This is a genomic window from Frigoribacterium sp. VKM Ac-2859, assembly GCF_013204925.1.
Lineage (GTDB): Bacteria > Actinomycetota > Actinomycetes > Actinomycetales > Microbacteriaceae > Frigoribacterium.
Genome location: NZ_JABMLC010000001.1, coordinates 1,455,500 through 1,478,163, shown reverse-complemented (window position 1 = coordinate 1,478,163; position 22,664 = coordinate 1,455,500). Strand labels below are relative to the sequence as shown.

Below are 22,664 nucleotides of genomic sequence, written 5' to 3'. Positions count from 1 at the left end.
CGACGCCCGAGCCGGAACACGCCGACATGACGACCCTCGCGGCCCCCGCCGCCACCACCCCGCAGGTCCGCTCCGACCTGTCGTTCTGGGGTGCGCTGTGCCTGGCGACGATCGCGCGGGTCGTCCTGACGACGGCCGTGTGCCTCCTGCTCTGGGCGGCCGTCCCGGCCCTCTGGGGCTGGACGCCCACGACCGTGGTCACGGGGTCGATGTCGCCCGCGATCGCCGCCGGGGACGTGGTCGTGGCGATGCCCGTCGACACGACCGACCTCGACGCGGGGCAGGTGCTGCTCGTCGACGATCCGGACCGGGCCGGAGAGCTGCGGCTGCACCGTCTGGTCGACACGACCGACGACGGGTCGTTGCGACTCAAGGGCGACGCGAACGCCGAGGTCGACTCGAGCCCCGTCGCCGCCGAGGCCGTGCACGGCGTCGGGGTCCTGCTCGTGCCGTCCATCGGGTCGCCGATGCTCTGGCACGGCGGCGACCGCGTGGTGGGCGTGCTCGTCGTGTCCCTCGTCGTGCTGCTCCTGCTCGCGGCGATGCGGCTCGAGCCGACCAGCGAGGACGTCGTCGACCCCCTCGCCCCGTCCCGTCACCGTGCGCCCACGCAGCCGTCGGGGCGGTCGCGCGCGGCCCGGGTCTCGGGCGTCGCCCTCACCGTGGTGGCCGGGGTGGCCGTGCTCTTCCTCGTCGTCGGCTCGAGCCACGCGGCGTTCTCGGCCACGACCTCGACCTCGAGCGTGCTCGCCACCTCGCGGTTCGCCTGCCTCGACCGCCCGGTCGCGGCGCAGGCGCGATTCGCCTACCAGTTCAACGACGGGGTCGGCACGACCGCGCGCGACAGCAGCGGCAACGGACGACCGGGCACCCTCACCCCCGGGGCCACGATCACGGGCGGCACGTGCGCCCCCGGTGACGGCCCGTTCCTGAGGCTCGACGGCGTGGACGGTCAGGTCACGACGGGGCTGAACATCGACGGCCCCCAGGTCTTCACCGTCGAGACCTGGTTCCGCACGACCACGACGACGGGCGGCAAGCTGATCGGCTTCGGGAACAGCCAGGCGGGCGCGTCGGGACAGTACGACCGTCACCTCTACCTGACCGACCGGGGCACGCTGATCTTCGGCGTCTACAGCGGCGGGTACTTCACCCTGCAGAGCCCGTCGACGTACACCGACGGTGCGTGGCACCTCGCGACGGCGACCCTGGACTCGTCGGGCATGACGCTCTACGTGGACGGCGCGCCGGTCGGGTCGTCGTCCCAGGCGGCGGCCGAGAACGCCCGCGGCTACTGGCGGATCGGCTACGACGCGGTGAACGCGCCCTGGCCCTCGCCGCCGACCAGCAAGCACTTCCGGGGCGACCTCGACGACACGACGGTCCTCGACGTCGCCTCGACGGCGGCCGAGGTGAGCGCGAGGTACGCGGCCGGCCGGTGAACGTCGACGGGCGTCCGTCGACCGGCGTCCGGTGACCCGGGCCCGGGGACCCGGGCCCGGGGCCTCGGTCAGGAGGCGCGCGTCGGTCGAGCGAGGCGCCGCCGGTGGACCCGTCGGTCAGGACCGGGCGAGGCGGCGGCGTCGGATGGCGGTGACGGTGACGAGGGCGGCACCGAGGAGCAGGACCAGGCCGGCACCGATCACCGGCAGCGTGGTGTCCGCACCCGTGTAGGCGAGGTCGCCGCGGGGGCCGGTGCCGTTCCGGTCGGAGACGGGGACGGCCGGGGTCGACGGCGTGGTCGTCCCGGGCGGCGTGGTCGCGCCGGGGGGAGTCACGGTGCCGGGAGGGGTGCCGCCGTCGCCCGGGGGCGGCGTGACGACGGCGGCCGGGGTGACCGTGATCGTGTAGTCCGCGGTGTCGGGCGGCGTCGTGCCGTTGTCGGCCGTGATGGTGACGGTGGTGTCGCCGGGGGTGGTCGGGGTGCCCGAGATCTCGCCGGTGGTGCCGTTCAGCGTGAGGCCGGCCGGCAGGGTGCCGGTGGTGACGGTGAAGGTCGGGGCCGGGGCGCCGGTCGCCGTGACGGTGAACGAGTACGGGGTGCCCTCGGTCGCGGCCGTCGGACTGCCCGACGTGATGGTCGGTGCGACGGTCTCGGACGGTGTGCCGACCGTGGGGCAGGCCGCGGGCACGGTGAGGGTGTTGGTGTCGAGCGTCACGGCCCCGGTGCGGGCGAGGAGTCGTCCGACGACGGTCGCACCCGTCGTCGCGGTGATGGACTCCTGCGCGAGGATGGTCCCGCGGAAGTCCGCGTCGGCGAGGAGGGTGGCCGAGCTGCCGACCTGCCAGAAGACGTTGCACGCGCTCGCGCCCTGGGAGAAGGTCATGGTCGTGTTCGCGCCGATGGTCAGGGTGCTCGCGGCCTGGATGACCCAGACCGACCGATCGGAGCCGGCGAACGCGAGGCTGCCGTTCTCGGTGAGCTGCACCGCGTCCCCCGAGTAGACGCCGGGCGACAGCGACCGACCGGCCAGGTCGACGACGTTGCTCTCCTGCGGGGTGAGGGCCGCGGCCACGTCGTAGGCCGAGGTGAGGTCCTGCTGCGCGAGCCGCGCGGGTTCGTCGGCCACGTGCTGCACGCCTCCGACGATCACGCCGGGGCCACCGGCGTCGAACCCGGTGACCGAGGAGCCGGGGCTGAGGCCGACGTCGCCGTTCACCACGCTGGGGCCGGTGTTGGTGACCGTCGAGGCGGCGAGCACGGCGTAGCTGCGGGCCGACCCGAGGTCGACGGGGCCGTCGATGACGTTCGCGGCGCTCGCGGGGAGGGCCGAGGCCACCGTGAGGGCGGCGGCGACGCCGAGGACGAGCCCCGAGCGGGCGAGGAGGGAAGGGGACGTCGAACGGGGCATGGCGCCACCTGACTGGGAAGAGGAGGCACCTGGACACACGTGATCGGTTCGTGCGGGCGTTCCCCGTTACCTGAGGTATACGCGGGTCTCCCTGAGAACTCAATCCTTGACGCGTCATCCGGCGACGCGACCGACGCAGCGGCACCCGTGTACCCCGGACTGGGCGTCGACTCGTGCGCCGTGCGGTCCGTAACGTCGATGCGTGATCCACGAGACCCACCCCGAGTCGTCGGACGCCCCGACGGCCACGACGACCACCCCCGCCACCCCGTTCGGAGCCCCGTCCGCCGCCGTCGAGCGACGCATCGCCATCGTCGAGGCGGCCATGCGCGTCTTCACCGAGCACGCCTTCCACGAGGCGTCGTTCGAGTTGGTCGCCCGAGCCGCCGATCTGCCCGTCAAGACCGTGAGCGACGAGTTCACCCACTGGAACGGCCTGGTCCTGGCGACCGTCGACCTCTGGGTCGGCCGCCGCACCCGGCCGCTGCTCCCCCTCGCCCGGACGCACGGCACGATCGCCCTGCTGCGCGCGATCGTCGCCGCGAACGCCGCCGAACCCGCGTTGATGCGCCTGCTGAGTGCCACCGTCAACGTCGCGGCGACCCCGGGCCACCCGCTGGCGCCGCTGTTGCACGACCAGTGGCAGCAGTTCTACCGGTTGATCCACAGCTCGCTCGCGCAGGACGTCGAGCTCGGGCGCGAGCCCGACACGATGCAGCCGGCCAGGGGTGCCGAGCAGTTGATCGCCCTCTACGAGGGACTGCAGCTGCAGTCCATGGTCCGACGTGACATGGACGTCGTGGAGTCGTTCGACCGGGCGATCACGCGCCTGCGCGCCGGGTGGGGCTCCGTCTACGTGCCGCCCTCCTGGGACCTCGAGCTGGTCTGAGCCGTCCCTCGCCGACGCGTCGTCGAGGCGATCGGGGTACATCTGAGACAGGCTCATGGACAATCCGGCGTCGTCGGCGTAGAAAAGACGGCACATCGCGTCTCACCAGCGCGATGAGGGGCACGACCCCGACGCCGGGACCCACCACCCCGGTGAGATGCGACCGAAGAAGGTACGCCGTGGATCAGACGGCCGAGACGACGACGAGGCGACCCGCCCCGCTCCGTCTCGTGCGCCTCCTCGGCTTCTCGGGTCTCGCCGCGATCGGCATGGTCGGTCTCGGACTCGCCTTCTCGTCCCCGTCGGCCTCGGCCGACGAGGCCCCGTCCTCCCTCCTGGGCGGCGTCACCTCGGCCGTCGGCCAGGTCGCCGGATCGCTCGACGCCCCCGTGGCCGCCGTCGGTCAGACCGCAGGAGGCGCGGTGTCGCAGGTCACGGGCGTCGCCGTCCAGGCCACGGCCGTCGCACCCCCGGTGCAGCAGGTCGTGCAGGCCGCCGCCCCCGTGGTGCCCCAGGTCGTGCAGCAGGTCGCAGCCGCCGCACCGGTCTCGTCGGTCGTCGCGCCCGTCGCGCAGACCGTGGACCAGGTCGTCGCGGCCGTCCCCGTGGTGCCTGCCGTCACCGGCCCGGCACCCCTCTCGACCGTGACCGAGCCGCTGACCGGCGTCGTCGACGAGGGTCTGACCGCCGTCGGCGACTCGGCTGCGGCCCCCGCCACCCCCGTGGTCCCGCCGGTCGTGCCCGGGGGCGTCACGCCCCGACCGGGCGTCACGGTCCCCGCGGGCGACGTGCCCGCCGGGGCGGACGCGGACGTCGACGGAGCCGACGGCCTCGGAGTCGTCGCCACGGACGAGCTCGCGGTCGCCGCGGTGACCGACGCGTCCGACGTGTCCGGCACGACCGCATCGACCGACGCGGTCGGCATCCTGCGGGCGCAGATCGCCTCGGGTCCGTCCTCGTCCGCCGACACGACCAGCGCACCCCTGGCGCCCACCCCCGGCCCCGCACCGCTTCCTGCCGGTGACGACCACGGCACGCCCTCCCTGCCCTCGGGCACCGGCGGAAGCGCGAACGGTCAGGCCTCGGGCGGCGGAGCGGCCGGCGGTGCCGTCGCGATCGACGCGACCCGCGCCTCCCTGCTTCCCGGACTCGCCGTCTCGGCGGGGTCCGCGGACGGCGACGACGACCTCCCGTCGACGCCTGCGTACGACACCGACTCTTCCCCCGACTGAGGCCGGTCGCGTCGCCCCTGCAGCCTCCCGGCTGCCGGCGACATCAGCGACCCCGCCGCGACCCCGCGGCACCACACACCTCATCTCTTGGAGAAGACCATGAACACGTACGTCTCGAGAGGGCTCATGGGAGCGCTCTTCATCGGGGGCATCTGGGCCCTCGGAACCACCGCCGCGAACGCGGCGACCACCACCGGCGACGACGGGCTGCTCTCGGGCACCCAGGTCGGCGCCGTCGTCGAGGCTCCGGTCTCGGCGCTCGGCAACGCGGTCAGCGTCCTCGGCGACTCGAGCAGCACCGCGCCGGCCCCTGCGGCGCCTGCCGCCCCGGCCGCTCCGGCTGCGGCACCCGCCGCCCCGGCCGCGGCACCCGCCGCACCCGCCGCGGCACCCGCCGCGCCCGCCGCGCCCGTCACGACGACGAGCGGCGACTCGGGCGTGCTCTCGGGCAGCCAGGGCATCGTCTCGATCGACGTGCCGGTCAGCGTCGGTGGCAACGCGGTCTCGGTGCTGGGCGACTCGGCCGGCACGGCCGCTCCCGTCCAGGCCGCGGCCCCCGCGGCACCGGCACCGGCGGCCCCTGCCGCCACGTCGGGCGACGACGCGATCGGCTCGGGCACCCAGGCCCTCGTCGACGTGACCCTGCCGGTCACGGTCGGTGGCAACGCGATCTCGGTGCTGGGCGACTCGTCGAGCACCGGCACCACGACCGGCACCCCCGCAGGAGGCGCGACCGACGCCGGCCCCACCGGCTCGGCCACCGGCACCACCAGTGGCGACGACGGCATCCTCGGGGGCACGCAGGTCGTGCCGTCGGTGGGGCTGCCCGTGACCGTGGGCGGCAACGCCGTCTCGGTGGTCGGCGACAGCAGCAGCACCGGCTCGACCACGGCTCCGGCCGCGAGTTCCGGCACCGGCACCACCGGCACGGGTCCGACCACGGGTGGCGCCGCCACCAGCGGTGACGACTCCGTCGCCGGGGGCACGCAGGTGATCCCGACGGTGACCACCCCGGTCACGGTCGGTGGCAACGCGATCTCGGTCATCGGCGACAGCAGCAGCACGGGCACCACGACGGGCACCGGCACCACCGGCACCGGTACGGGTTCGACCGGTGGCAGCACCAGTGGTGACGACGGCATCCTCGGGGGCACGCAGATCGTGCCGTCGGTGGGGCTGCCCGTGACCGTGGGCGGCAACGCCGTCTCGGTGATCGGCGACAGCAGCAGCACGGACACCACGACGGGCACCGGCACCACCGGCACCACCGGCACCGGCACCACCGGCACCGGTACGGGCACCACCGGTGGCACCACGAGCGGTGACGACGGAATCCTCGGGGGCACGCAGATCGTGCCGTCGGTGGGGCTGCCCGTGACCGTGGGCGGCAACGCCGTCTCGGTGATCGGCGACAGCAGCAGCACGGGCACCACGACGGGCACCGGCACCACCGGCACCGGTACGGGTTCGACCGGTGGCAGCACCAGTGGTGACGACGGCATCCTCGGGGGCACGCAGATCGTGCCGTCGGTGGGGCTGCCCGTGACCGTCGGGGGCAACGCCGTCTCGGTGATCGGCGACAGCGACACCACGGAGGGGACGACCGGCACCACGCCGACCACGCCGACCACGCCGACCACGCCGACCACGCCGACCGACCCGACCGACCCGACCGACCCGACGATCCCCGTCGACCCGGCCGAGCCGTTCGAACCGACCGACCCGACGATGCCCGTCATCCCGGGCGACGGCGGCACCACCACGCCCGGAACGGACGGCACCAGCGGCGTCGACGGCACGACCGGCACCACCGGCACCGTGCTCGTGACCGCCGCGGCGGCCGACCGCAGCGTCCTCGCCTCGGGGACCAGCGCCTCCTCGGCCCTCGCCGCCGACTCGTCGCTGGCCTTCACCGGTGGTGACGCGTCGGGCCCGCTCGTGGGCGGGCTGCTGGCGCTGCTCGCCGGGCTCGGCCTGCTCGTGGCGGCCCGCCGCCGGACGGCCCGCGCCTGACGGTCACCTCCGTCGCTCGCTTCTGAGCGACTCCACACCGACGGTGCACCGCAGACCTGGTTCAGGGGCCTGCGGTGCATCGCCGCGTCCGGAATCGCCGGATGCCCTCGTGCGTTGCACGACACATGACGTCCGCACCCACCATCGGCATCCTCGGCGCGGGCAAGGTCGGCACCGTCCTCGCCCGCCTCGTCCACGCCGCCGGCCACCCCGTCCTCCTCTCCGGCTCGGGGGACCCTGCCCGCATCCGCCTCATCGTCGACGTGATCGCCCCCGGGGCCCGCGCGGTCTGGTCGGCCGACGCGGCACGGGAGGCGGACATCGTCGTCCTGGCCCTGCCGCTCGGCAAGCTCGACTCGGTGCCGGTGGACGCCCTGGCGGGCAAGGTCGTCGTCGACGCCATGAACTACTGGTGGGAGACGGACGGCCTGCGCGACGACCTCTCGGACGTCCGGACCTCGACGAGCGAGCTCGTCCGGCAGCACCTGCCCGCGTCACGCGTCGTGAAGGGCTTCAACCACATGGGGTACCACGACCTCGACGAGGGAGCCCTGCCCGCCGGTCATCCCGAGCGGAGCGCGATCGCCCTGGCGTCGGACGACCGAGAGGCACTCGACGTCGTCGCGGACCTCGTGGACGCCATCGGCTTCGACCCCGTCGCCCTGCCCACCCTGGCCGACGGCATCGCCCTCGAGCCGGGGTCGCTGGCCTTCGGAGCGGACGTCGGCGCGTCCGAACTCCGCGAGACGGTCCGCGACTTCTGGAGCTCGCAACGCGGGCTCGCGGTGGCCCGGGCGCGACGATCCCCGGGTCCGGTCGCCGGTGCCGACGAGGCGGTGGAGGTCACGGCCGGGTAACGAAGATGATGCGTTCCAATCCTTTTCGGGCCCGGTGGCGAACCCAGTACATCCCCACCGGGACCAACTGACAAGGAGCTTCACCATGAACGCTTTCACTCGCAAGAACATCACCAAGACCACCCTCGGCCTCGTCGCCTCGGGCGCCCTGCTCTTCTCCCTCGCCGCGTGCTCGATGGACTCCGGCACCTCGACCGACACGTCCTCCTCGTCGAGCTCGTCGTCCTCCGAGCCCAGCGCCGCGTCGACGCCCGCCGCGTCGATCGCCGACCTCAGCAACGGCGTCGACACCCAGGTCGCCGTGGACGCGTCCTTCGTCGACGCCCTCACGAGCCTGGGCCTGACCCCCGGCGTCGTCGGCACCGCGACCTTCACCGACGGCACCTTCGCCTTCCCCATCACGGGCGGCAACGTCGACTACTACGGCCCCGACAGCGACGTGCGACCCTACGTCCAGGGCGAGATCGACCACGACGGCTCCGGCCTGTCGCTGACCGCCGCCGACGGCACCGTCGTCGAACTGACCGACTTCCGCATCGACCCGGGCGAGTCGAAGCTCTACGGCACCGTCACCGCCAACGGCACCGTCGCCGCCGAAGACGCCTACCTGTTCAACCTCTACGGTGGCACGCTCAAGCCCATCCAGATGGAAGGCTCCAACGCCGTCCTCGAGGGCACCACGGTCCACGTCAGCCCCGACGCCGCCGCCCTGCTGAACCAGACCTTCAAGACCGACGCCGTCCAGGACGAGATGCTCGTCGGCGTCGCGAAGATCACCGTCGCCACCGAATAAGCAACACCCCCGCTCGACCGATCGGGCACGTAGCCGATCACCGAGAAGAACCCCGTTCGCGAAGAAGAACCCCGATCAATCGTGGTTCGTCTTCGTGAACGGGGTTCTCGGCGTTCGGGTCAGGAGGCGCCGACCGCTACTCGGCCTTCTCGGTCTGCCACTTCTCGGGCGCCCGGTCACCGTTCGGGCGCACCGGCCGGACGTCGCCCACGATGGGGATGGCCCGCTTGCGGAGCGCCCAGAGGTAGCGCACGAAGAAGTGCGTGAGGGTCGAGAGACGGTTGCCGTTCCCGAGCAGGCTCGTGATGTGGACGAACACCCACAACAGCCAGGCGACGGGGCCGGTCAGCGTGAAGCCGTTGGGCAACTGCACCACGGCGGCGTTCGTGCCCACCGTGGCCATGGTGCCCTTGTCGTGGTACTTGAACGGCGCGAGCTTCTTGCCGGCGAGCAGGCGGACGATCTGTTCGCCGATGTGCTCGCCGCCCTGGATCGCCGGCTGGGCGAGCTGAGCGAGGGCGTCGTCGGTGGCGGCGATGTCACCCGCGGCGAAGATGCAGTCGAAGCCCTTGACCGTGAGGTCGTCGTTCACCTGGATGCGTCCACCATGGGTCTGCGGCACGCCCCACGAGGCGACCTCGGCGTGGGCCGCGACGCCGGTGGCCCAGATGACGAGCTCGGCCGGGATGAACTCGCCGTCCGCGGCGACGACGCCGTCGGGACGGACCTCTTCGACACCCGTGTCGAGCCGCAGGTCGACGCCGCGCTTGCGCAGCACCTTGGCGGCGTACTTGCGCAGACGAGGGGAGAAGGGCTTGAGCAACTCGCCGCTGCGGTGCACGAGGGTGATCGTGATGCTCGACGCGTCGATCTCGGGGTAGGCGTCCTTCAACGCCTGGTCGCGCAGTTCGGCCAGCGCGCCGGCCATCTCGACGCCCGTGGCACCGCCACCGACGATGACGACGCGCACCTCGCCGCTGCCCACCGAGGCCGCGGCGTTCTCGAGCTGCGTGAAGAGCTCGTCACGGATGCGCAGCGCCTGCGACCGGGAGTACATCGAGTAGGCGTACTCGTAGGCGCCCTTGGTGCCGAAGTAGCTGGTGTTGACGCCGTTGGCGAGGACCAGGGCGTCGTAGGCGATCTCTTCGCCGTCGCGCAGGGTGATGATGCGCTCGTCGGCGCGGATCGTCGTGAGCAGCCCGTGGCGGAACTCGGCGTTCGACTGCTTGGACCGCAGGCTGCGCAGGAAGTAGGTGACGTCGCCCGCGTTGAGGCCGCCGGTGGCGACCTGGTACATGAGCGGCTGGAACATGTTGTAGACGTGGCGGTCGATCAGGGTGATGCGGACGTCGGCGTCTCGGAGGGACCTCATCGCCGCGATGCCGGCGAAGCCGCCGCCGACGATGACGACGTGGGGGCGGGGGTCTGCGGTCATGGGGTTGCTCCTGCGGTGTCGATCGTGTCGTCGGATCGTCGTCGACCCCGGTTGGCCGGACCCTGGCGCCGAGTCCGCCGCGAGTTTACTCGCCTCACGAGTCGGATCGTGCACCGGATGCATCGACGGACGACCCGTGACCGGGGGACTTCCGGGGCCCGTCCACCGATGGTACGATCATCTAACTACTTGGTGATCGAGTTGCTCGTTCAATAAGCGACATGTGTCGCGCAGTCGTCGGACGGGACCCGAACCCCGGGCCGAGGTGGACGCCGTATCCGATCCGATTCCTCCCGGAGACCCGATGACCCCCGCCCCCGACGCGCAGACGACCGTCGCGCCCCGTGCCGAGACCCGTGCCGACACCCGCCCCGAGCCGCGGACCGACGACGTCACGGCCGTGCTCGTGGCGCTGCAACGCCTGCAGTCCCGGATCGCCTCCGTCAACGACCGGTTGGCCAAGGGCATGGGCGTCGGCGCCACGGACTACCTCGCCCTGGTGCACCTCTCGGTGCACGGCGACACCCCGCCCAAGAAGGTCGGCGAAGCCCTGGGGCTCTCGTCGGGTGCCATGACGGCCCTCGCGGACCGGCTCGAGGCCGCCGGTCTCGTCGTCCGGCTCCAGCACCCGACCGATCGACGCAGCTTCGTCCTGGCGCTCACCGCCGAGGGGTCGAGCGGCGTGGACGAGGCCGGCATCCTCTACGGACGAGTCGTGCAGGAGGCGCTGTCCGCGTCCCGTCGTCCCGTCGCCGAGGCGGTCTTCCGCGACCTGGGCGACGCCCTCGGGGTCGCGACTCCATGAGGACGACCGACGCCGCGCCTCCTGGTCGGGAGGTCGGACGGCAGCGGGGGGACGACGCCCGGGCCCCCGCGGCCCGGCGACCCGCTAGGGTCGGCTCGTGAGACTCTCGGTGACGTGGACGGCAGGCGGTGCGCAGCACGGCATGCAGGTGCACGACGATCGTCTCGTCTACGTCCTCCGTGACACCGCCGGTCGCCCCACCACGCACGAGATCCCCGCCGGTTCCCTCGAGACCGTCGACTACTCGACGGTCGCGGATCGGCCGGTCATCACGCTCAACGAACGCGACGGCACGCGAACGTCGTTCCCGTGCCCCCGCAAGATCGCCCGGGTGCTCTACCCGGCGATCAAGTGGCTCACCGTCTGACGGCGACCGCTACGAGGTGCGCTCGAGGTCGGTGACGTGCGAGCGCCGACGGACCGCGACCTCGCGCCTCCGCGCCTTGACCGCCCCGCGGAAGCCGACCTCGGCGACGATCGCGCCGGCGATCATCAGCGAGAAGCCGGCGAGCCCGGTGGGCAGGCCGAACATCGTGGGGGCGTCCCAGTCGAAGGTGAACGCCAGGACGGCCAGGCCGATCGCCACGAGGGCGAAACCGGCGACCGACAGGCAGACGCGGCGGGCTCTCGGTGCACTCATCCGATCAGCGTAGGCAACACCTGACGTCCGGCGACGTCGTTCTCAGGGGACGCGGATGGTTCTGCCGCGTAGCCCCCAGCCGCCCCGGTGGGAGGGCGGGTCCACAGGATGCGTGATTGCACTCCTGGCGCGAAAGTGCAATCATCGTCTTCGGCCGCGAGGCCCCCGGCGACGTCGCCGATCACGAGAGCGACGAGACCAGGAGGCGCGCGATGGCCACGACCGCCGGCAAGACGGCCCAGCGTCGACTGCGCACCCGCGTCGAGTTGACCGCTGCCGCCCGGCGCCTGACGGCCGAGCACGGACTCGCCGGCTTCACCATCGAGGAGCTCTGCGCCTCGGTCGGCATCTCGCGTCGGACGTTCTTCAACCACTTCGCGTCGAAGGACGACGTCGTCGTCGGCGTCGCGCTCGACGACGACGACGAGGCGCTCGACGGGTACTCGTCCTCGCGACGCGACCCGCGCCTCCCGCCCTTGTCGACCGTCTTCGACGACCTGGGCGCGCTCGTCGTCGAGCGTGTCGAGAACGTCGGCCTCACCCGCGGGCAGGCTGCGCACTTCAAGGCCGCACTCGACCGCGAGCCCCGCCTGTTCGGCGCCATGATGCGGCAGGGCGACGAGCAGCGGCGACGCGTCGTCTCGGCCGTGGCCGCACACGAGGGGCTCGACGGGGGCGATCCCCGCATCGACGTCGCGGTGACCCTGCTCACCGGGCTCGTCCAGCGGGCCTTCGAACGGTTCTTCTCCGCCGAGGGGCGGGACGACGAGCGCTTCGACGCCGTCCTCGCCGACCAGCTCGTGATCGCCCGCGAGCTCTTCGCCGCCGCCGCGCCTCGTGGCCACGCCTCCCCGCCCGCCCCGACCCACCCTGCCGACCACGACCGAAAGGCGCTGTGACCCAGCCATGACGACCACCACCGCAGCGAAGGCCGACGCGCCCTTCCTCTTGACGAAGAGACGCATCTGGATCATCTTCGGCGCCCTCATCTCGGGCATGCTGCTGTCGAGCCTCGACCAGACGATCGTGTCGACGGCCATGCCGACCATCGTCGGCGAGCTCGGCGGCGTCGAGCACCAGGCCTGGATCACCACGGCGTACCTGCTCGCCACGACGATCGTCATGCCGATCTACGGCAAGTTCGGCGACGTCCTCGGCCGCCGCAACCTGTTCCTCGTCGCGATCGCGATCTTCACCCTCGCGAGCATCGGCTGCGCCTTCGCCACCGACTTCTGGATGTTCGTGGTGTTCCGCGCGATCCAGGGCCTCGGCGGCGGCGGTCTGATGATCCTCTCGCAGGCGATCATCGCCGACATCGTGCCCGCCTCCGAGCGCGGCAAGTACCTCGGCCCGCTCGGCGCGGTCTTCGGCCTGTCGGCCATCGGCGGACCCCTGCTCGGCGGCTTCTTCGTCGACCACCTCACCTGGCAGTGGGCGTTCTACATCAACATCCCCGTCGGCATCGCGGCGTTCGCCATCACCTGGGCCGCCTTGACGCTGCCGAGCAAGAAGGCCACCAAGCGCATCGACGTGCTCGGCGTGGTGCTGCTGTCGGCGGCGACCACCTGCCTGATCTTCTTCACGGAGTTCGGCGGTCAGGACGACCACGGCTGGGGTGCGCCCGAGACCTGGCTCTGGGGCGCCGGGGTCGTGGTGGCGGCGTCGCTGTTCGTGCTCGTCGAGTCGCGTGCCGACGACCCGATCATCCCGCTGTCGTTCTTCCGCAACAAGGTGTTCGTGCTCGCGACCGCCGTCGGCTTCGTGCTCGGCATCGGCATGTTCTCGGCCATCGCGTTCGTGCCGACCTTCCTGCAGATGTCGTCGGGCGCGTCCGCGGCCGTCTCGGGCCTGCTGCTGCTGCCGATGATGGTCGGCCTGATCGGCACGTCGATCCTGTCGGGCAACCTGATCACCCGGACCGGCAAGTACAAGGTGTTCCCGGTGGTCGGCACGATCCTGACCGGCATCGCCATGGCGCTGTTCACGACCCTGACCGCCGACACCCCGCTCTGGCTGATCTGCGTGTTCCTCTTCCTCTTCGGTGCGGGCCTCGGCCTGATCATGCAGGTCGTCGTGCTCGTGGTGCAGAACTCGGTCGACGCCCAGAACGTGGGCACGGCGACCAGCACCAACAACTACTTCCGCGAGGTGGGCGCCGCGCTCGGCGTCGCGATCTTCGGTGCGTTGTTCACCAGCCGGCTCACCTCGAACCTGACGGACGTCTTCACGGGCGCCGGGGCGTCGGCCGGTGACGCCTCGCAGGCCACGGCGACCCTCGACCCCGCCACGCTGAACCAGCTGCCCGAGCAGATCCGTCGTCTCGTCGTCGAGGCCTACGCCGACTCGCTGGCGCCGGTCTTCGCCTACCTGATCCCGTTCATCGCCGTGGCGTTCGTGCTGTCGCTCTTCCTGCCGCAGATCAGGCTCTCCGACGTGGCCGGCATGGTGTCCCGCGGCGAGGCGCTGTCGGGCGACGAGGCCGAGCAGCTCGAGGCCGCCGAGCGCGCCGCGCACGGTCGTGGCGCCGGACGGGCCGGGAGGCGCGGTGCCGGGACGGCGTCCGAGGTGGCGACCGCCGGTGCGGTGGCGACCGGGGCTCCGGTCGCGCCGCTCGACGGGGTCGACGAGCGGGACGACGCCGACGAACGTGTCGCAGGCGGGGCCGACGAGCGGGACGACGCCGACCGCCCGTAGCCGGTCGGATCGCGCGGGCGCCGGGTCAGACGGCGGCGGGGCCCTGGGCGGGCAGGGCCGCGGCCGCGGTCGAGGTGCGGGCGGGCGCGGACGCGAGTCGCGCCTCCTGGGCGGCGTCCCAGACGACGCCGTCGACGTCGTCCTCGCGCAGGCGTGTGGGGGTGCTGTGGGTGCTCATGGGTGTCTCCTCGGGCGGGCCCGTCGGGTCGGACGCGTCAGACGATGGTGCGGCACGGTGGGGTCGTGCCGCGGCCCCCAGTTCGTGGGCTGTGATCGATCACCGTAGCGGATGCGCGCGGGGCGTCGTGACCGGTGTCCGCGGCCGGCGCCACGCCTCCTCGTCCACGGTCCCTAGGATCGTGCGCATGAGCACGCCAGGTGAGGACCGATGATCCACGACGTCGCGCTGGTGGGGCACGGCGTGCGGCTCGATCCGCTCGCCGTCGAGGACGCGACCGCGCTCTGGCCGCTGACCGACGACGGGCTCTGGGCGGGCATGGTGACGCCGCGTCCGGCGAGCGTCACGGCGTACGCCGAGCACGTGGAGGCGCAACTCGCGAACCCGACGACCCTCGCGTTCACGGTGCGCGGCGAGGCCGACGGCCAGGTGCGGGGCACGACGACCCTCTACGACCTCGTGCCGGCGCAGGGGCGGGTCGAGATCGGCAGCACCTGGTACGGCCGCCCCTTCTGGGGAGGACGGACGAACCCCGCCACCAAGCTGCTGCTGCTCACGCACGCGTTCGACGCCCTCGGCCTGAACCGGGTCGCGCTGCGCTGCGACGCCCGCAACCTGCGGAGCGCGGCAGCGATCCGTCGGCTGGGCGCCGTCCCCGAGGGCGTGCTGCGTTCGCACCGCGTCGCCGCCGACGGCACCCTGGGCGACACGGCCTACTTCTCGATCGTCCGCGCCGAGTGGCCCGACGTGCGGGCCGGCCTGGAGGCGCGGCTCGCCTAGTCGCGCGCCCGGTACGGTGACGGCATGTCCGACGAGACCTGGATCGTGTTCGACGACGAGCCGAAGCAGCGGGTGCTGGTGCGGGCGATGCGGGTCTTCCTGCCGGCGACCGTGATCCTCGGGACGGCCGGTGCCTTCTTCTCTCGAGGCGGCGAGTCGCTGGTCGATCTGTTCGGCCCGATCGCCGTGCCGATCTCCTTCGTGTTCTGGGCGACCGCCGCCGCGGTCGGGTGGAACGTCGTGCTGTGGCTCAACACCCCCTTCGCGATCGACCTCGAGGGGCGTCGACTGCGCATCCGCCATCGCGTCGTGCCGTTCGACCAGATCGAACGGGCCGAGCTCGTGGGGCTGAGCGACGGCGACCAGGCCGGTCTGCTGCTGAAGATCGGCCGACGTCGGGGGCCGACGGCGTCCGTGCTGCTCAGGGAGCGGTCGACGCCCGCGCTCGACGACGCCCGACGCGACCTGCTGATCGAGGTGATCCGTGCCTCCTCGATCGCCCGCCCGGTGAGCCCGCACGACCCCACCGGGAAGTTCGGGCGGTTCAACTTCCCGGGGACGCTGGACAAGGCCGGAGCCGAGCAGGTCGTCCGCGACCCGCCGGCCCCGGGTGAGCCCGCGCCCTGACGGGTGGCCGCGGCGGCGCCGCGCTGCGCCCCGCCGCACGCCTCCACGATGTACACAGCCCGCCACGAGATCTCGTGGCGGGCTGTGTACATCGTGGCGGCCTGAGGGGCCCGCCGGGTTCGACTCAGCGGCGACGCAGGCGGAGGCGGCCGGCGACGAGCGCACCGGCCCCGGCGAGGACGGCACCGAGGGCCCAGGTCAGCGCGGCCGACGGCTCCGATCCCGTGTAGGCGAGCGACGTCGCGCGGGTCGGCGTCATGGCGGCGACGCGACGTACCGGCAGTGCGGTCGGGGCGACGGTGCCCGGGGTCGTGACGGCGGGCACGACGACGGCCGGGGCGACCGAGAAGACGACGGCCTCCGAGAAGTCGCTCTCCGTCGTGAAGTCGGCGTCGAAGGTGTAGGCGTCCGTCGCGAAGTCGCCGGCGGGCAGGACGAAGCGGGCCGCGAAGCGTCCGTCCGCGTCCACGGGCACCACGGCCGTCGCGGAGCCCGAGACCTCGTAGGGGACGGGGTCGACGTCGACCGAGATCTCGAAGGCGATCTCGTCGCCCGTGGGCTCGGCGTCGGACGTCGGGTCGGGGTCAGCCGACGGGTCGGGCTCAGTCGCCGGGCCGGCATCCGGCGACGGCGCATCGGTCGACGGGTCGGGCAGATCGGTGACCAGATCGTCGGCGTCGTAGACCTCGACGAGGGCGTAGCCGCCGGGGATGCCGTTCTGGCCGTTCACGGTGACGACACCGGCCGTCGCGCCGACCGGTGCGACGAGCGCGGGGGCCGGGACGGAGGCCGTCACCGGCACGTCGGACGAGGTCGAGAGGCCGCTGCCGTCCGTGACCGTGACCGTGACGACGCCCCCGACGGCGAAGGTTGCCGGCAGCTCCACCCAGAACACCGTCGATCCGTCCTCGTCGAAGACGGGGGAGTCGTCGAACGAGACGTAGTCGGCATCGGCGGGCACGCCGTCGCCCGACACCGTGACGTCCACGACGTCACCGGGCGCGAAGCCCTGGGCGACGACCGGGAAGGCCTGGCCCGGGTGCGCGGCGGTGACGGGGATGAGGACGAAGAGGTCGTCGACGACCACGTCGGCCGCGGCCCCGGCCGGAGCGACCTCCTGGGTCGAGGCCGGGGTCTCGACCGGGGCGTCGGCCTCCGGTGAGGCCGCATGGGTCGCTTCCTCCGACGATCCGCTGGTGTCGGTGGCGCCGCTCGCGGGCGTCGCGGGGGCGACGGCCGGGGCGTCGGGTCCGGCCTGCTCGGGCACCGCCGGTGAGGCATCGCCCGGGACGGTCACGGCGGTGGCGCTCGTCGAGTCGGCAGACGTCGAGTCGGTCGGCGTCGAGGTGCCGGTCGGGGCGCCGGTCGACACGGGGTCGCCCTCGGCGGCGAAGGCCGTGGCGGGCGTGAGGACGAGGGCGGCGGCCAAGGCGACGGCGGGCAGGGCGGTGGCGGCGCCGAGGCGGCGTGATGTGGACATGGTTCCCCCGGGACGAGTGGTGCCGCGCGTCGGGTGAGCGCGGTCGGTCGACTGTAGACAGCACGGTCGGGCCGGTCGACGGGCGGAGTCGGCTGCGGGCCTCGTCGTGACGAGACCGTGATGCCGTTGTCCCCCGTCCCGCGGCGATCGGGTACGACCGTTGCGCGATCGAGACGGCCCGCGCCTCCTCTGCTCGGTAGCGTCGGGGCATGGGGACGACGACGAAACGGGTCGGGGCGGCGTTCGCGTCGACGCTCGCGACGACGATGCTGTTGGTGGCGTGCACGAGTGGCGGTGCGGGCGGTGACGACCCGGAGCCGTCGACGCCGGTGGCCTCCGGGCCGACGGCGACGCCGACGCCGACACCGGTCGCCGACTCGCCGGTCACCGAACTCGGGGTGGACTGCGCGGGCCTCCTGTCGGCCGAGACCGCCGGTGCCTTCGACGCGTCATGGACTCCGCGGGACTACTACGACCGCGACTCCGTCAGACCCTCGGACTACGCGATCGCCCAAGAAGGAGGGCTCTCGTGCACGTGGAACGACGGAGGGTCGTCGGACGGCAAGAACAACCCGACCGGGGGCGGCGGCTACAGCGGCCTGCTCGTGCAGGTCCTCCCGCACGCCGGTGACACGTGGCCGCGGTTCGTCGAGATCTACGGCGACGATCCCGACGGCCGGTGCTTCGGCGACGAGACCTTCCGGGGCTGCACCTTCGACCAGCTGGTCGGCGACAGCTGGGTGTCGATCATCGCGACGGAGTTCGCGCCGTCCGTCGAGGCCACCTCCGAGCAGCGCTTCGCACCGGTCGTCGCCGAGGTGACCGAGGTCGTCTCGTCGGCCGACGTGGTGGACGACCCCTGGCCGCTCGGCGGCCCGGCCCGGCCCTGGTCCTGCGTGGCCGACGCCGCGCTCGAGCGCGAGGCCCTCAGCGCAGGTGACGACCTGTTCGTGTTGACCCCGGGCGGTGGCTGGTCGGTCTACGCCGCGGCCTGGAGTCGGGCGGTCGCCACGTCGTGCTCGATCCTCGACGACACGACGCCCTACAGCAGCGAGAGCGTCCTGGCCGGAGGCGCCTGGGCCCTCGATCAGCGCATCGAGTTCGGCCTGCTCGACCCCGACACGGCCGTGAGCGTGCCCGGCCTCGCGGACGGTGACCGGGCGTACCGGTCCTGCTCGGCGACGGAGTGCGTCACCGACCTCGTGCTGGGCGACGACTGGGCCCGGCTCACGGTCGACCGCGCCACGGTGCCCGACACGGAGGCCGCCAGCGAGCGGCTCGTCGAGGGCTACGTCGCGCGGGCGGCGGCCGCTGTCTGAGGAGCCGGGCCGACGGTATCGCCGAGCACCGTCCGCATTTGTCAAGGGGGCGGCTAGGGGCGCTCCGGGCCGCTAGGACGGAGGGCGACCAACGATTGGAGTCGTCATGTCCGTCCCGTCTCGAGACTGCCCACGGTGCCACGCATCGTCGTCCATGCACGCGAGTCTGGCCCCGGGGGCCGGCGGGCCTGCCGTGCGCTGGTCGTGCTTGCACTGCGGCCATTCCGAGGACACGACGCGGGACTACTGGGCGCTGACGGCCCTGCTCGGCCACTCCGAGTGACGGTGAGTGCCCTCCGTCGAAACGGGTGATCGTCGGAGGGCACTCACGGGCCGATGGTCTTCGGGAACCGATCGGCCACCCCTCGCGAGCCGGGTTCAGGCCGGCCCGCGACGGGCTCGGTGAACAGACTCGCAGTCCCGTCGCCCCCTGAGAAGGGGCTGGACAGAGATGGCCGGAATCGTCTATGCGGACGTGAGGATCGACGTTCGGGATGCGGACGCGTCCGGGGTGGGTGACGCCGGCGGGGTCCGGGCCGACGTCATGAGCCCGGACGGCCTGAACGCACCCGGGTTCCGCACGCACGATACCGCGTGGACCGTGAGGCGGGGTGGCCGGTTCGCGTTGGAGGTCAGAGTTCGAGGCGGCGCTCGACGACGTCCCGGGCGACGTCGGCCAAGCGGGCGTTGTGGTCACGAGCATGGCGCCGGAGGACGTCGAAGGCGGCGTCGGTGCTGACGCGGCGGGTCTCGGACACGACGCCCTTGGCCTGCTCGATGACGACGCGCGTCCCGAGGGCGGTCTGCAACTGTTGCTGCACGACGTCGCCCTCGCGCACCGTGCGCTCGTGCAGGATGCCGATCGTGGCGACGTCCGCCAGCGCCTGGGCGGCGCGGATGTCACGGGGGTTCAGATCGCCGGTCTCTCGACGCAGGAGGTTGAGCGTGCCGATCGTCTCGGCCCTGAGTCGGAGGGGGATCGCGAACACCGAGGCGAAGCCGTGCTCGGACGCGGCCCGGGCGAACGGCAGCCACCGGTCGGGCACGGTGCCGAGGTCGGGCACGCTGACGGAGGCGCCGGTGACGTAGCAGTCGAAGCAGGGGCCCTCTTCGGAGTCCAGTTGCATGACCTCGATCAGGTACGACGCCTCGCTGGTCGAGGCCACGACGTCGAGCGCCCCGTCGGCCTCGGCCAGCAGGATGCCCGCGGCGCTCACGTCGAACAGGTCGACCGTGGTGTCGACCAGGGTCTGCAGCAGTTCGACGACGTCGTAGTCGGCGACGAGGGTGTCGGCCAGGGTGGTGAAGACGTCGACGAGATGGGTTTCCCGGTCGGTGTTACTCATTGCGGTGTTCCTCGATTCCGTGTTCTGAGGCCGAGAACGTCAACCGCCCACGGAGGATGTCGGTGGCCACGTCGATCACGCGGGCCCCGGTCGAGAACGCGTAGCCCTGCAAGAGGAGGTGCGCATCGTCGGCCGACACCCGGGCCTGGACGAGGATTCGTCCCGTGGCCTGGTGCACGATGCGGCGCGAGTGCGCCCCGACGGGCTCGACTTCGAGGTTGTTGTCGCGTCGCTCCCGTTCGAGCGTGTGGCGCAGGACGGCGCGACTGACGGCTCGGGCCAGGATCTGGGCCCGCACCACGGCCTCGCCCGGCATCTCGTCCGGCCGGTCGCTGTACAGGTCGATGGCACCCAGCTGCAGGGGGCCGACCCGGACGGGGAACACGAACATCGCCTGGACGTCGAGGTCGACGATCGCGGGGCCGAACGTGGGCCAGACGGCACTGGACGACGCACGCGCGTCGGACACCAGCACCGGGCTGCCGGTGCGCATCGCATCCCAGCACGGGCCCTCGCCGAGGTCGAACTGCAGCTCGTCGAGCCGAAGGGCGGTGTCGTCCGTCGCCGTCAGGGTTTCGCTGCCGAGGACGGGGCCCACGGTGGCGATCGAGACCCCGGAGACGGGGAAGAGGTCGAGGAAGGGCCGTGACAACGAATCACCGATCGGCGCACGACTCAGCGCCTCGACCGCGTCGTCGAATGTCGTCATGGTCACCGCCCGGTTCGCTGGATGAGTCTCGTCGAGTTTAGGGAATCTCGGGTCGTCGCGGGCGGACAGGGCGGAGGCGCGTCGACCCGTCTCGATCAACTCTGGGTCAGGTCGGGTTCGGAGTACGTGCTGTCGACGTGCGTCTCCGGGTCCAGAGGGTTGGCCGATGGTGCGTGCCGCAACGCGTCGATGCGTCGCTTCATGTAGGCGAGCGCGTCGGCGTTGTCGGGCTCGGGCAACTCGGTGTGGGCGCTCTCGGCCATCAGCGGTGCACCCCCGCCGAGCAACAGGATGGCTCGCACCTCGTCACCGTCCGAGCTGATGGCTTCGAGCTCGACGTCGTCCGCGTCGTGGTGATGGGCCAAGGCCGCGGCGTACTCGAGGACCGTGACGGCCGTCTCGTCGCCGAGCAGGAACGACTTGTCGGCGAAGGTCATGTGCTTCACCAGGTGCCTCCTCTCGACGACATGCCGTCGTGAGAGGGGCGGGGCAGGAAGAAGTCCTCGTAGGCGGGCAGCCGGTACGCACTGCTGCTCCGGTCGATGCCGGTCAGGCCGACGCTCACTCGATGTGCACGAGCGTTGCCGGGCTTGGGGTACGTGTGGATCACCGCGGGTCGAGCGAACGGATTGGTTTCGTAGGTGCTCATGACCGACCTTCCTCTCGGGGTGACCGACCTCCGCTGGCCCGGGGATCGGTCTCCAATCTATGAAGACCCCCCGTTCTGGTGAAGAGGGTTGACCTGTCGTCAGTTCTGTGAGATTGAGGATTATCGGGGTAGAAGGTTCGGTGTCGGGGGACAGATGTCGTGTAGCGTCTGGTCGCATCGGTCGTCCAACGACCAGTGCGTCGAGCGGCCGTCTGGGCCCTGGTCGCTCCGATCTCGCAGAAGGCCAGACATGGGAAAACTCGCTTACGACCGCTCTTTGACCATCGATTTCGACGACCGCACCCTCGCCCATCTCCAGATCGTCATCGGCATGAAGATGCGTCGCGGTGAGTCGTTCTACTTCTCATGGAAGGACGATCAGCAGGTCGGAGACGGCCGCACGAGCATCTGGCTGCACCCGACCATCCCGCTGGTGTACAAGTACTATGGCTCGCGCAGCCCGGCCATCAACCCCGCGTGGATCCACGCCCTCGAGGTCAGTGCCAACACGAACGCGGGTCTGCAGATCGTGCCCGAGCCCTCCGTGCCCACCAGTAAGGCCACCTGATGAACCGCATCGACATCGTCTACGACGGCCATGCGTACACCCTGTCGAACACGTCGCTCGAGGACCTCAAGGCCCGCGTCCTGGCGACCGCGACCGGCGGCGAGCCGTTCTGGCTGACCGTCAACGAGGGGGCCGGCACGCTGAAGGCCGTCGAGGTGCTGATCACCGCGTCGTCGCAGCTCAGCCTGGCCGAGATCCGGCGAGAGCCGGACGACTACGCCGACTCGGCGGCGTAGTAGTCGAAGTCGGGGAGCTCCGCGACGGAGGCTGCCGACGGCTCGTCGACACGGTCGACCGTCTCGAACCAGATCTCGGTCCGACCGGTGACCAGGACGGACACGTGGCTGCCCGACGCCGTCTCGACGTCGACGAACGCGGGCGCTCCGCCGGATGCGGCGACGATCCGACCCTTCAGGGCGTCGACGTCGCTCTCGGACGACAGGCGGATGGCTTGTTGACGTGTGTAGAGCGTCGTCATGGGCATGGGATGGACCTCTGATCTCTAGGTAGCGGTTGTCCGCCCGGTCTCGTCGTGTCCGAGGTCTGGAGACACGATGGTCGGCCGGGGCGCGCACTGGTCGTCACACTAGGCCGCAGGCCTGTGAGGGGCCGCGACCCCTAGGGCGGGTCGCGGCCCCAGCGACGCGACGATCGTCGCATCGGTCTCCGCCGACACGGCCGTGTGACGAGACCGTGCCGCCCGTGAAGCACTGGCAGGAGATGCTCCATCCTCTCCGGCCCGGGGAGGATGCGCACCGGGCTTGACACGGGACGCGACGTGCCCCAAGTCGTGCTCGC

The 22,664-nt window shown here is 72.0% G+C and carries 26 protein-coding genes; 16 read left to right on the top strand and 10 right to left on the bottom strand.

Annotation, left to right across the window (positions count from 1 at the left end; genetic code table 11):
- Positions 1-26 precede the first annotated feature (26 nt).
- Entirely contained in the window at positions 27-1,442 is a 1,416-nt protein-coding gene (locus HQQ78_RS06920; protein WP_173151804.1) for a LamG-like jellyroll fold domain-containing protein, read from the top strand.
- 117 nt (positions 1,443-1,559) lie between these two features.
- Here the strand turns inward: HQQ78_RS06920 and HQQ78_RS06915 are convergent, their stop codons facing one another.
- Positions 1,560-2,852 (bottom strand): ice-binding family protein, encoded by a 1,293-nt coding sequence (locus HQQ78_RS06915; RefSeq protein WP_173151802.1) that lies wholly within the window; start codon positions 2,850-2,852, stop codon positions 1,560-1,562.
- A 202-nt stretch (positions 2,853-3,054) separates the two neighbouring features.
- Here HQQ78_RS06915 and HQQ78_RS06910 point away from each other — a divergent pair, with 202 nt between their 5' ends.
- The 5 genes from HQQ78_RS06910 to HQQ78_RS06890 all read left to right on the top strand — a co-directional run bounded on the left by HQQ78_RS06910 (position 3,055) and on the right by HQQ78_RS06890 (position 8,636).
- Entirely contained in the window at positions 3,055-3,741 is a 687-nt protein-coding gene (locus HQQ78_RS06910) for a TetR/AcrR family transcriptional regulator (RefSeq protein ID WP_056047111.1), read from the top strand.
- 179 nt (positions 3,742-3,920) lie between these two features.
- Positions 3,921-4,973, top strand: coding sequence for a hypothetical protein (locus HQQ78_RS06905; protein WP_173151800.1), 1,053 nt, complete (start codon positions 3,921-3,923; stop codon positions 4,971-4,973).
- Positions 4,974-5,072: 99 nt separating this feature from the next.
- Positions 5,073-6,986 (top strand): chaplin family protein, encoded by a 1,914-nt coding sequence (locus HQQ78_RS06900; protein ID WP_173151798.1) that lies wholly within the window; start codon positions 5,073-5,075, stop codon positions 6,984-6,986.
- Positions 6,987-7,060: 74 nt separating this feature from the next.
- Positions 7,061-7,843 (top strand): NADPH-dependent F420 reductase, encoded by a 783-nt coding sequence (locus HQQ78_RS06895; protein ID WP_371740381.1) that lies wholly within the window; start codon positions 7,061-7,063, stop codon positions 7,841-7,843.
- An 85-nt stretch (positions 7,844-7,928) separates the two neighbouring features.
- A complete protein-coding gene (locus HQQ78_RS06890; RefSeq protein WP_173151794.1) occupies positions 7,929-8,636 on the top strand; it encodes a hypothetical protein in 708 nt (235 codons plus the stop codon).
- 136 nt (positions 8,637-8,772) lie between these two features.
- Here the strand turns inward: HQQ78_RS06890 and HQQ78_RS06885 are convergent, their stop codons facing one another.
- Positions 8,773-10,071 (bottom strand): NAD(P)/FAD-dependent oxidoreductase, encoded by a 1,299-nt coding sequence (locus HQQ78_RS06885; RefSeq protein WP_056047096.1) that lies wholly within the window; start codon positions 10,069-10,071, stop codon positions 8,773-8,775.
- 304 nt (positions 10,072-10,375) lie between these two features.
- Between HQQ78_RS06885 and HQQ78_RS06880 the strand changes: the two genes are divergently transcribed.
- Complete coding sequence (locus HQQ78_RS06880) at positions 10,376-10,876, top strand: MarR family winged helix-turn-helix transcriptional regulator (protein WP_173151792.1); 501 nt, start codon at positions 10,376-10,378, stop codon at positions 10,874-10,876.
- A gap of 97 nt (positions 10,877-10,973) precedes the next feature.
- Positions 10,974-11,243: a hypothetical protein gene (locus HQQ78_RS06875; RefSeq protein WP_173151790.1), complete on the top strand. Its 270-nt coding sequence runs from the start codon at positions 10,974-10,976 to the stop codon at positions 11,241-11,243.
- 9 nt (positions 11,244-11,252) lie between these two features.
- Here HQQ78_RS06875 and HQQ78_RS06870 read toward each other — a convergent pair whose 3' ends face one another.
- Positions 11,253-11,516: a hypothetical protein gene (locus tag HQQ78_RS06870; RefSeq protein ID WP_173151788.1), complete on the bottom strand. Its 264-nt coding sequence runs from the start codon at positions 11,514-11,516 to the stop codon at positions 11,253-11,255.
- A gap of 212 nt (positions 11,517-11,728) precedes the next feature.
- Here HQQ78_RS06870 and HQQ78_RS06865 point away from each other — a divergent pair, with 212 nt between their 5' ends.
- Positions 11,729-12,415, top strand: coding sequence for a TetR/AcrR family transcriptional regulator (locus HQQ78_RS06865; RefSeq protein WP_173151786.1), 687 nt, complete (start codon positions 11,729-11,731; stop codon positions 12,413-12,415).
- 7 nt (positions 12,416-12,422) lie between these two features.
- The gene (locus HQQ78_RS06860; protein WP_173151784.1) at positions 12,423-14,210 is read left to right on the top strand and encodes an MDR family MFS transporter; all 1,788 of its coding nucleotides are present in this window, start codon (positions 12,423-12,425) and stop codon (positions 14,208-14,210) included.
- A 25-nt stretch (positions 14,211-14,235) separates the two neighbouring features.
- Here HQQ78_RS06860 and HQQ78_RS06855 read toward each other — a convergent pair whose 3' ends face one another.
- A complete protein-coding gene (locus HQQ78_RS06855) occupies positions 14,236-14,388 on the bottom strand; it encodes a hypothetical protein (RefSeq protein WP_158612872.1) in 153 nt (50 codons plus the stop codon).
- 210 nt (positions 14,389-14,598) lie between these two features.
- Between HQQ78_RS06855 and HQQ78_RS06850 the strand changes: the two genes are divergently transcribed.
- Together HQQ78_RS06850 and HQQ78_RS06845 are read left to right on the top strand one after the other, a co-directional pair.
- Positions 14,599-15,168, top strand: a complete 570-nt coding sequence (locus HQQ78_RS06850; RefSeq protein ID WP_173151782.1) for a GNAT family N-acetyltransferase — start codon at positions 14,599-14,601, stop codon at positions 15,166-15,168.
- A 24-nt stretch (positions 15,169-15,192) separates the two neighbouring features.
- Complete coding sequence (locus HQQ78_RS06845) at positions 15,193-15,795, top strand: hypothetical protein (protein ID WP_173151780.1); 603 nt, start codon at positions 15,193-15,195, stop codon at positions 15,793-15,795.
- A 124-nt stretch (positions 15,796-15,919) separates the two neighbouring features.
- Here the strand turns inward: HQQ78_RS06845 and HQQ78_RS06840 are convergent, their stop codons facing one another.
- A complete protein-coding gene (locus HQQ78_RS06840) occupies positions 15,920-17,275 on the bottom strand; it encodes a hypothetical protein (protein ID WP_173151778.1) in 1,356 nt (451 codons plus the stop codon).
- 209 nt (positions 17,276-17,484) lie between these two features.
- Between HQQ78_RS06840 and HQQ78_RS06835 the strand changes: the two genes are divergently transcribed.
- Together HQQ78_RS06835 and HQQ78_RS16155 are read left to right on the top strand one after the other, a co-directional pair.
- Positions 17,485-18,594 (top strand): hypothetical protein, encoded by a 1,110-nt coding sequence (locus HQQ78_RS06835; RefSeq protein ID WP_173151776.1) that lies wholly within the window; start codon positions 17,485-17,487, stop codon positions 18,592-18,594.
- A 154-nt stretch (positions 18,595-18,748) separates the two neighbouring features.
- Positions 18,749-18,877, top strand: a complete 129-nt coding sequence (locus tag HQQ78_RS16155; protein ID WP_256415754.1) for a hypothetical protein — start codon at positions 18,749-18,751, stop codon at positions 18,875-18,877.
- 349 nt (positions 18,878-19,226) lie between these two features.
- Here HQQ78_RS16155 and HQQ78_RS06830 read toward each other — a convergent pair whose 3' ends face one another.
- From HQQ78_RS06830 to HQQ78_RS06815, 4 genes are all read right to left on the bottom strand, one after another.
- Positions 19,227-19,940: a GAF and ANTAR domain-containing protein gene (locus HQQ78_RS06830; RefSeq protein WP_173151774.1), complete on the bottom strand. Its 714-nt coding sequence runs from the start codon at positions 19,938-19,940 to the stop codon at positions 19,227-19,229.
- Entirely contained in the window at positions 19,933-20,649 is a 717-nt protein-coding gene (locus HQQ78_RS06825) for a GAF and ANTAR domain-containing protein (RefSeq protein WP_173151771.1), read from the bottom strand. The genes HQQ78_RS06830 and HQQ78_RS06825 overlap by 8 nt, the downstream gene beginning before the upstream one ends.
- 95 nt (positions 20,650-20,744) lie before the next feature.
- Positions 20,745-21,095 carry a hypothetical protein gene (locus tag HQQ78_RS06820; RefSeq protein WP_173151769.1) on the bottom strand — a complete coding sequence of 117 codons (351 nt, stop codon included), beginning with the start codon at positions 21,093-21,095 and terminating at the stop codon, positions 20,745-20,747.
- Positions 21,092-21,298, bottom strand: a complete 207-nt coding sequence (locus HQQ78_RS06815; protein ID WP_173151767.1) for a hypothetical protein — start codon at positions 21,296-21,298, stop codon at positions 21,092-21,094. The genes HQQ78_RS06820 and HQQ78_RS06815 overlap by 4 nt, the downstream gene beginning before the upstream one ends.
- Positions 21,299-21,548: 250 nt before the next feature.
- Here HQQ78_RS06815 and HQQ78_RS06810 point away from each other — a divergent pair, with 250 nt between their 5' ends.
- Entirely contained in the window at positions 21,549-21,866 is a 318-nt protein-coding gene (locus HQQ78_RS06810; RefSeq protein ID WP_173151765.1) for an ATP-dependent DNA ligase, read from the top strand.
- The gene (locus tag HQQ78_RS06805) at positions 21,866-22,102 is read left to right on the top strand and encodes a hypothetical protein (RefSeq protein ID WP_123570727.1); all 237 of its coding nucleotides are present in this window, start codon (positions 21,866-21,868) and stop codon (positions 22,100-22,102) included. Before HQQ78_RS06810 ends, HQQ78_RS06805 begins: the two co-directional genes overlap by 1 nt.
- Here HQQ78_RS06805 and HQQ78_RS06800 read toward each other — a convergent pair.
- Positions 22,081-22,350, bottom strand: a complete 270-nt coding sequence (locus HQQ78_RS06800; RefSeq protein WP_173151763.1) for a hypothetical protein — start codon at positions 22,348-22,350, stop codon at positions 22,081-22,083. The two genes, HQQ78_RS06805 and HQQ78_RS06800, sit on opposite strands and share 22 nt — an antisense overlap.
- Positions 22,351-22,664: the final 314 nt, after the last annotated feature.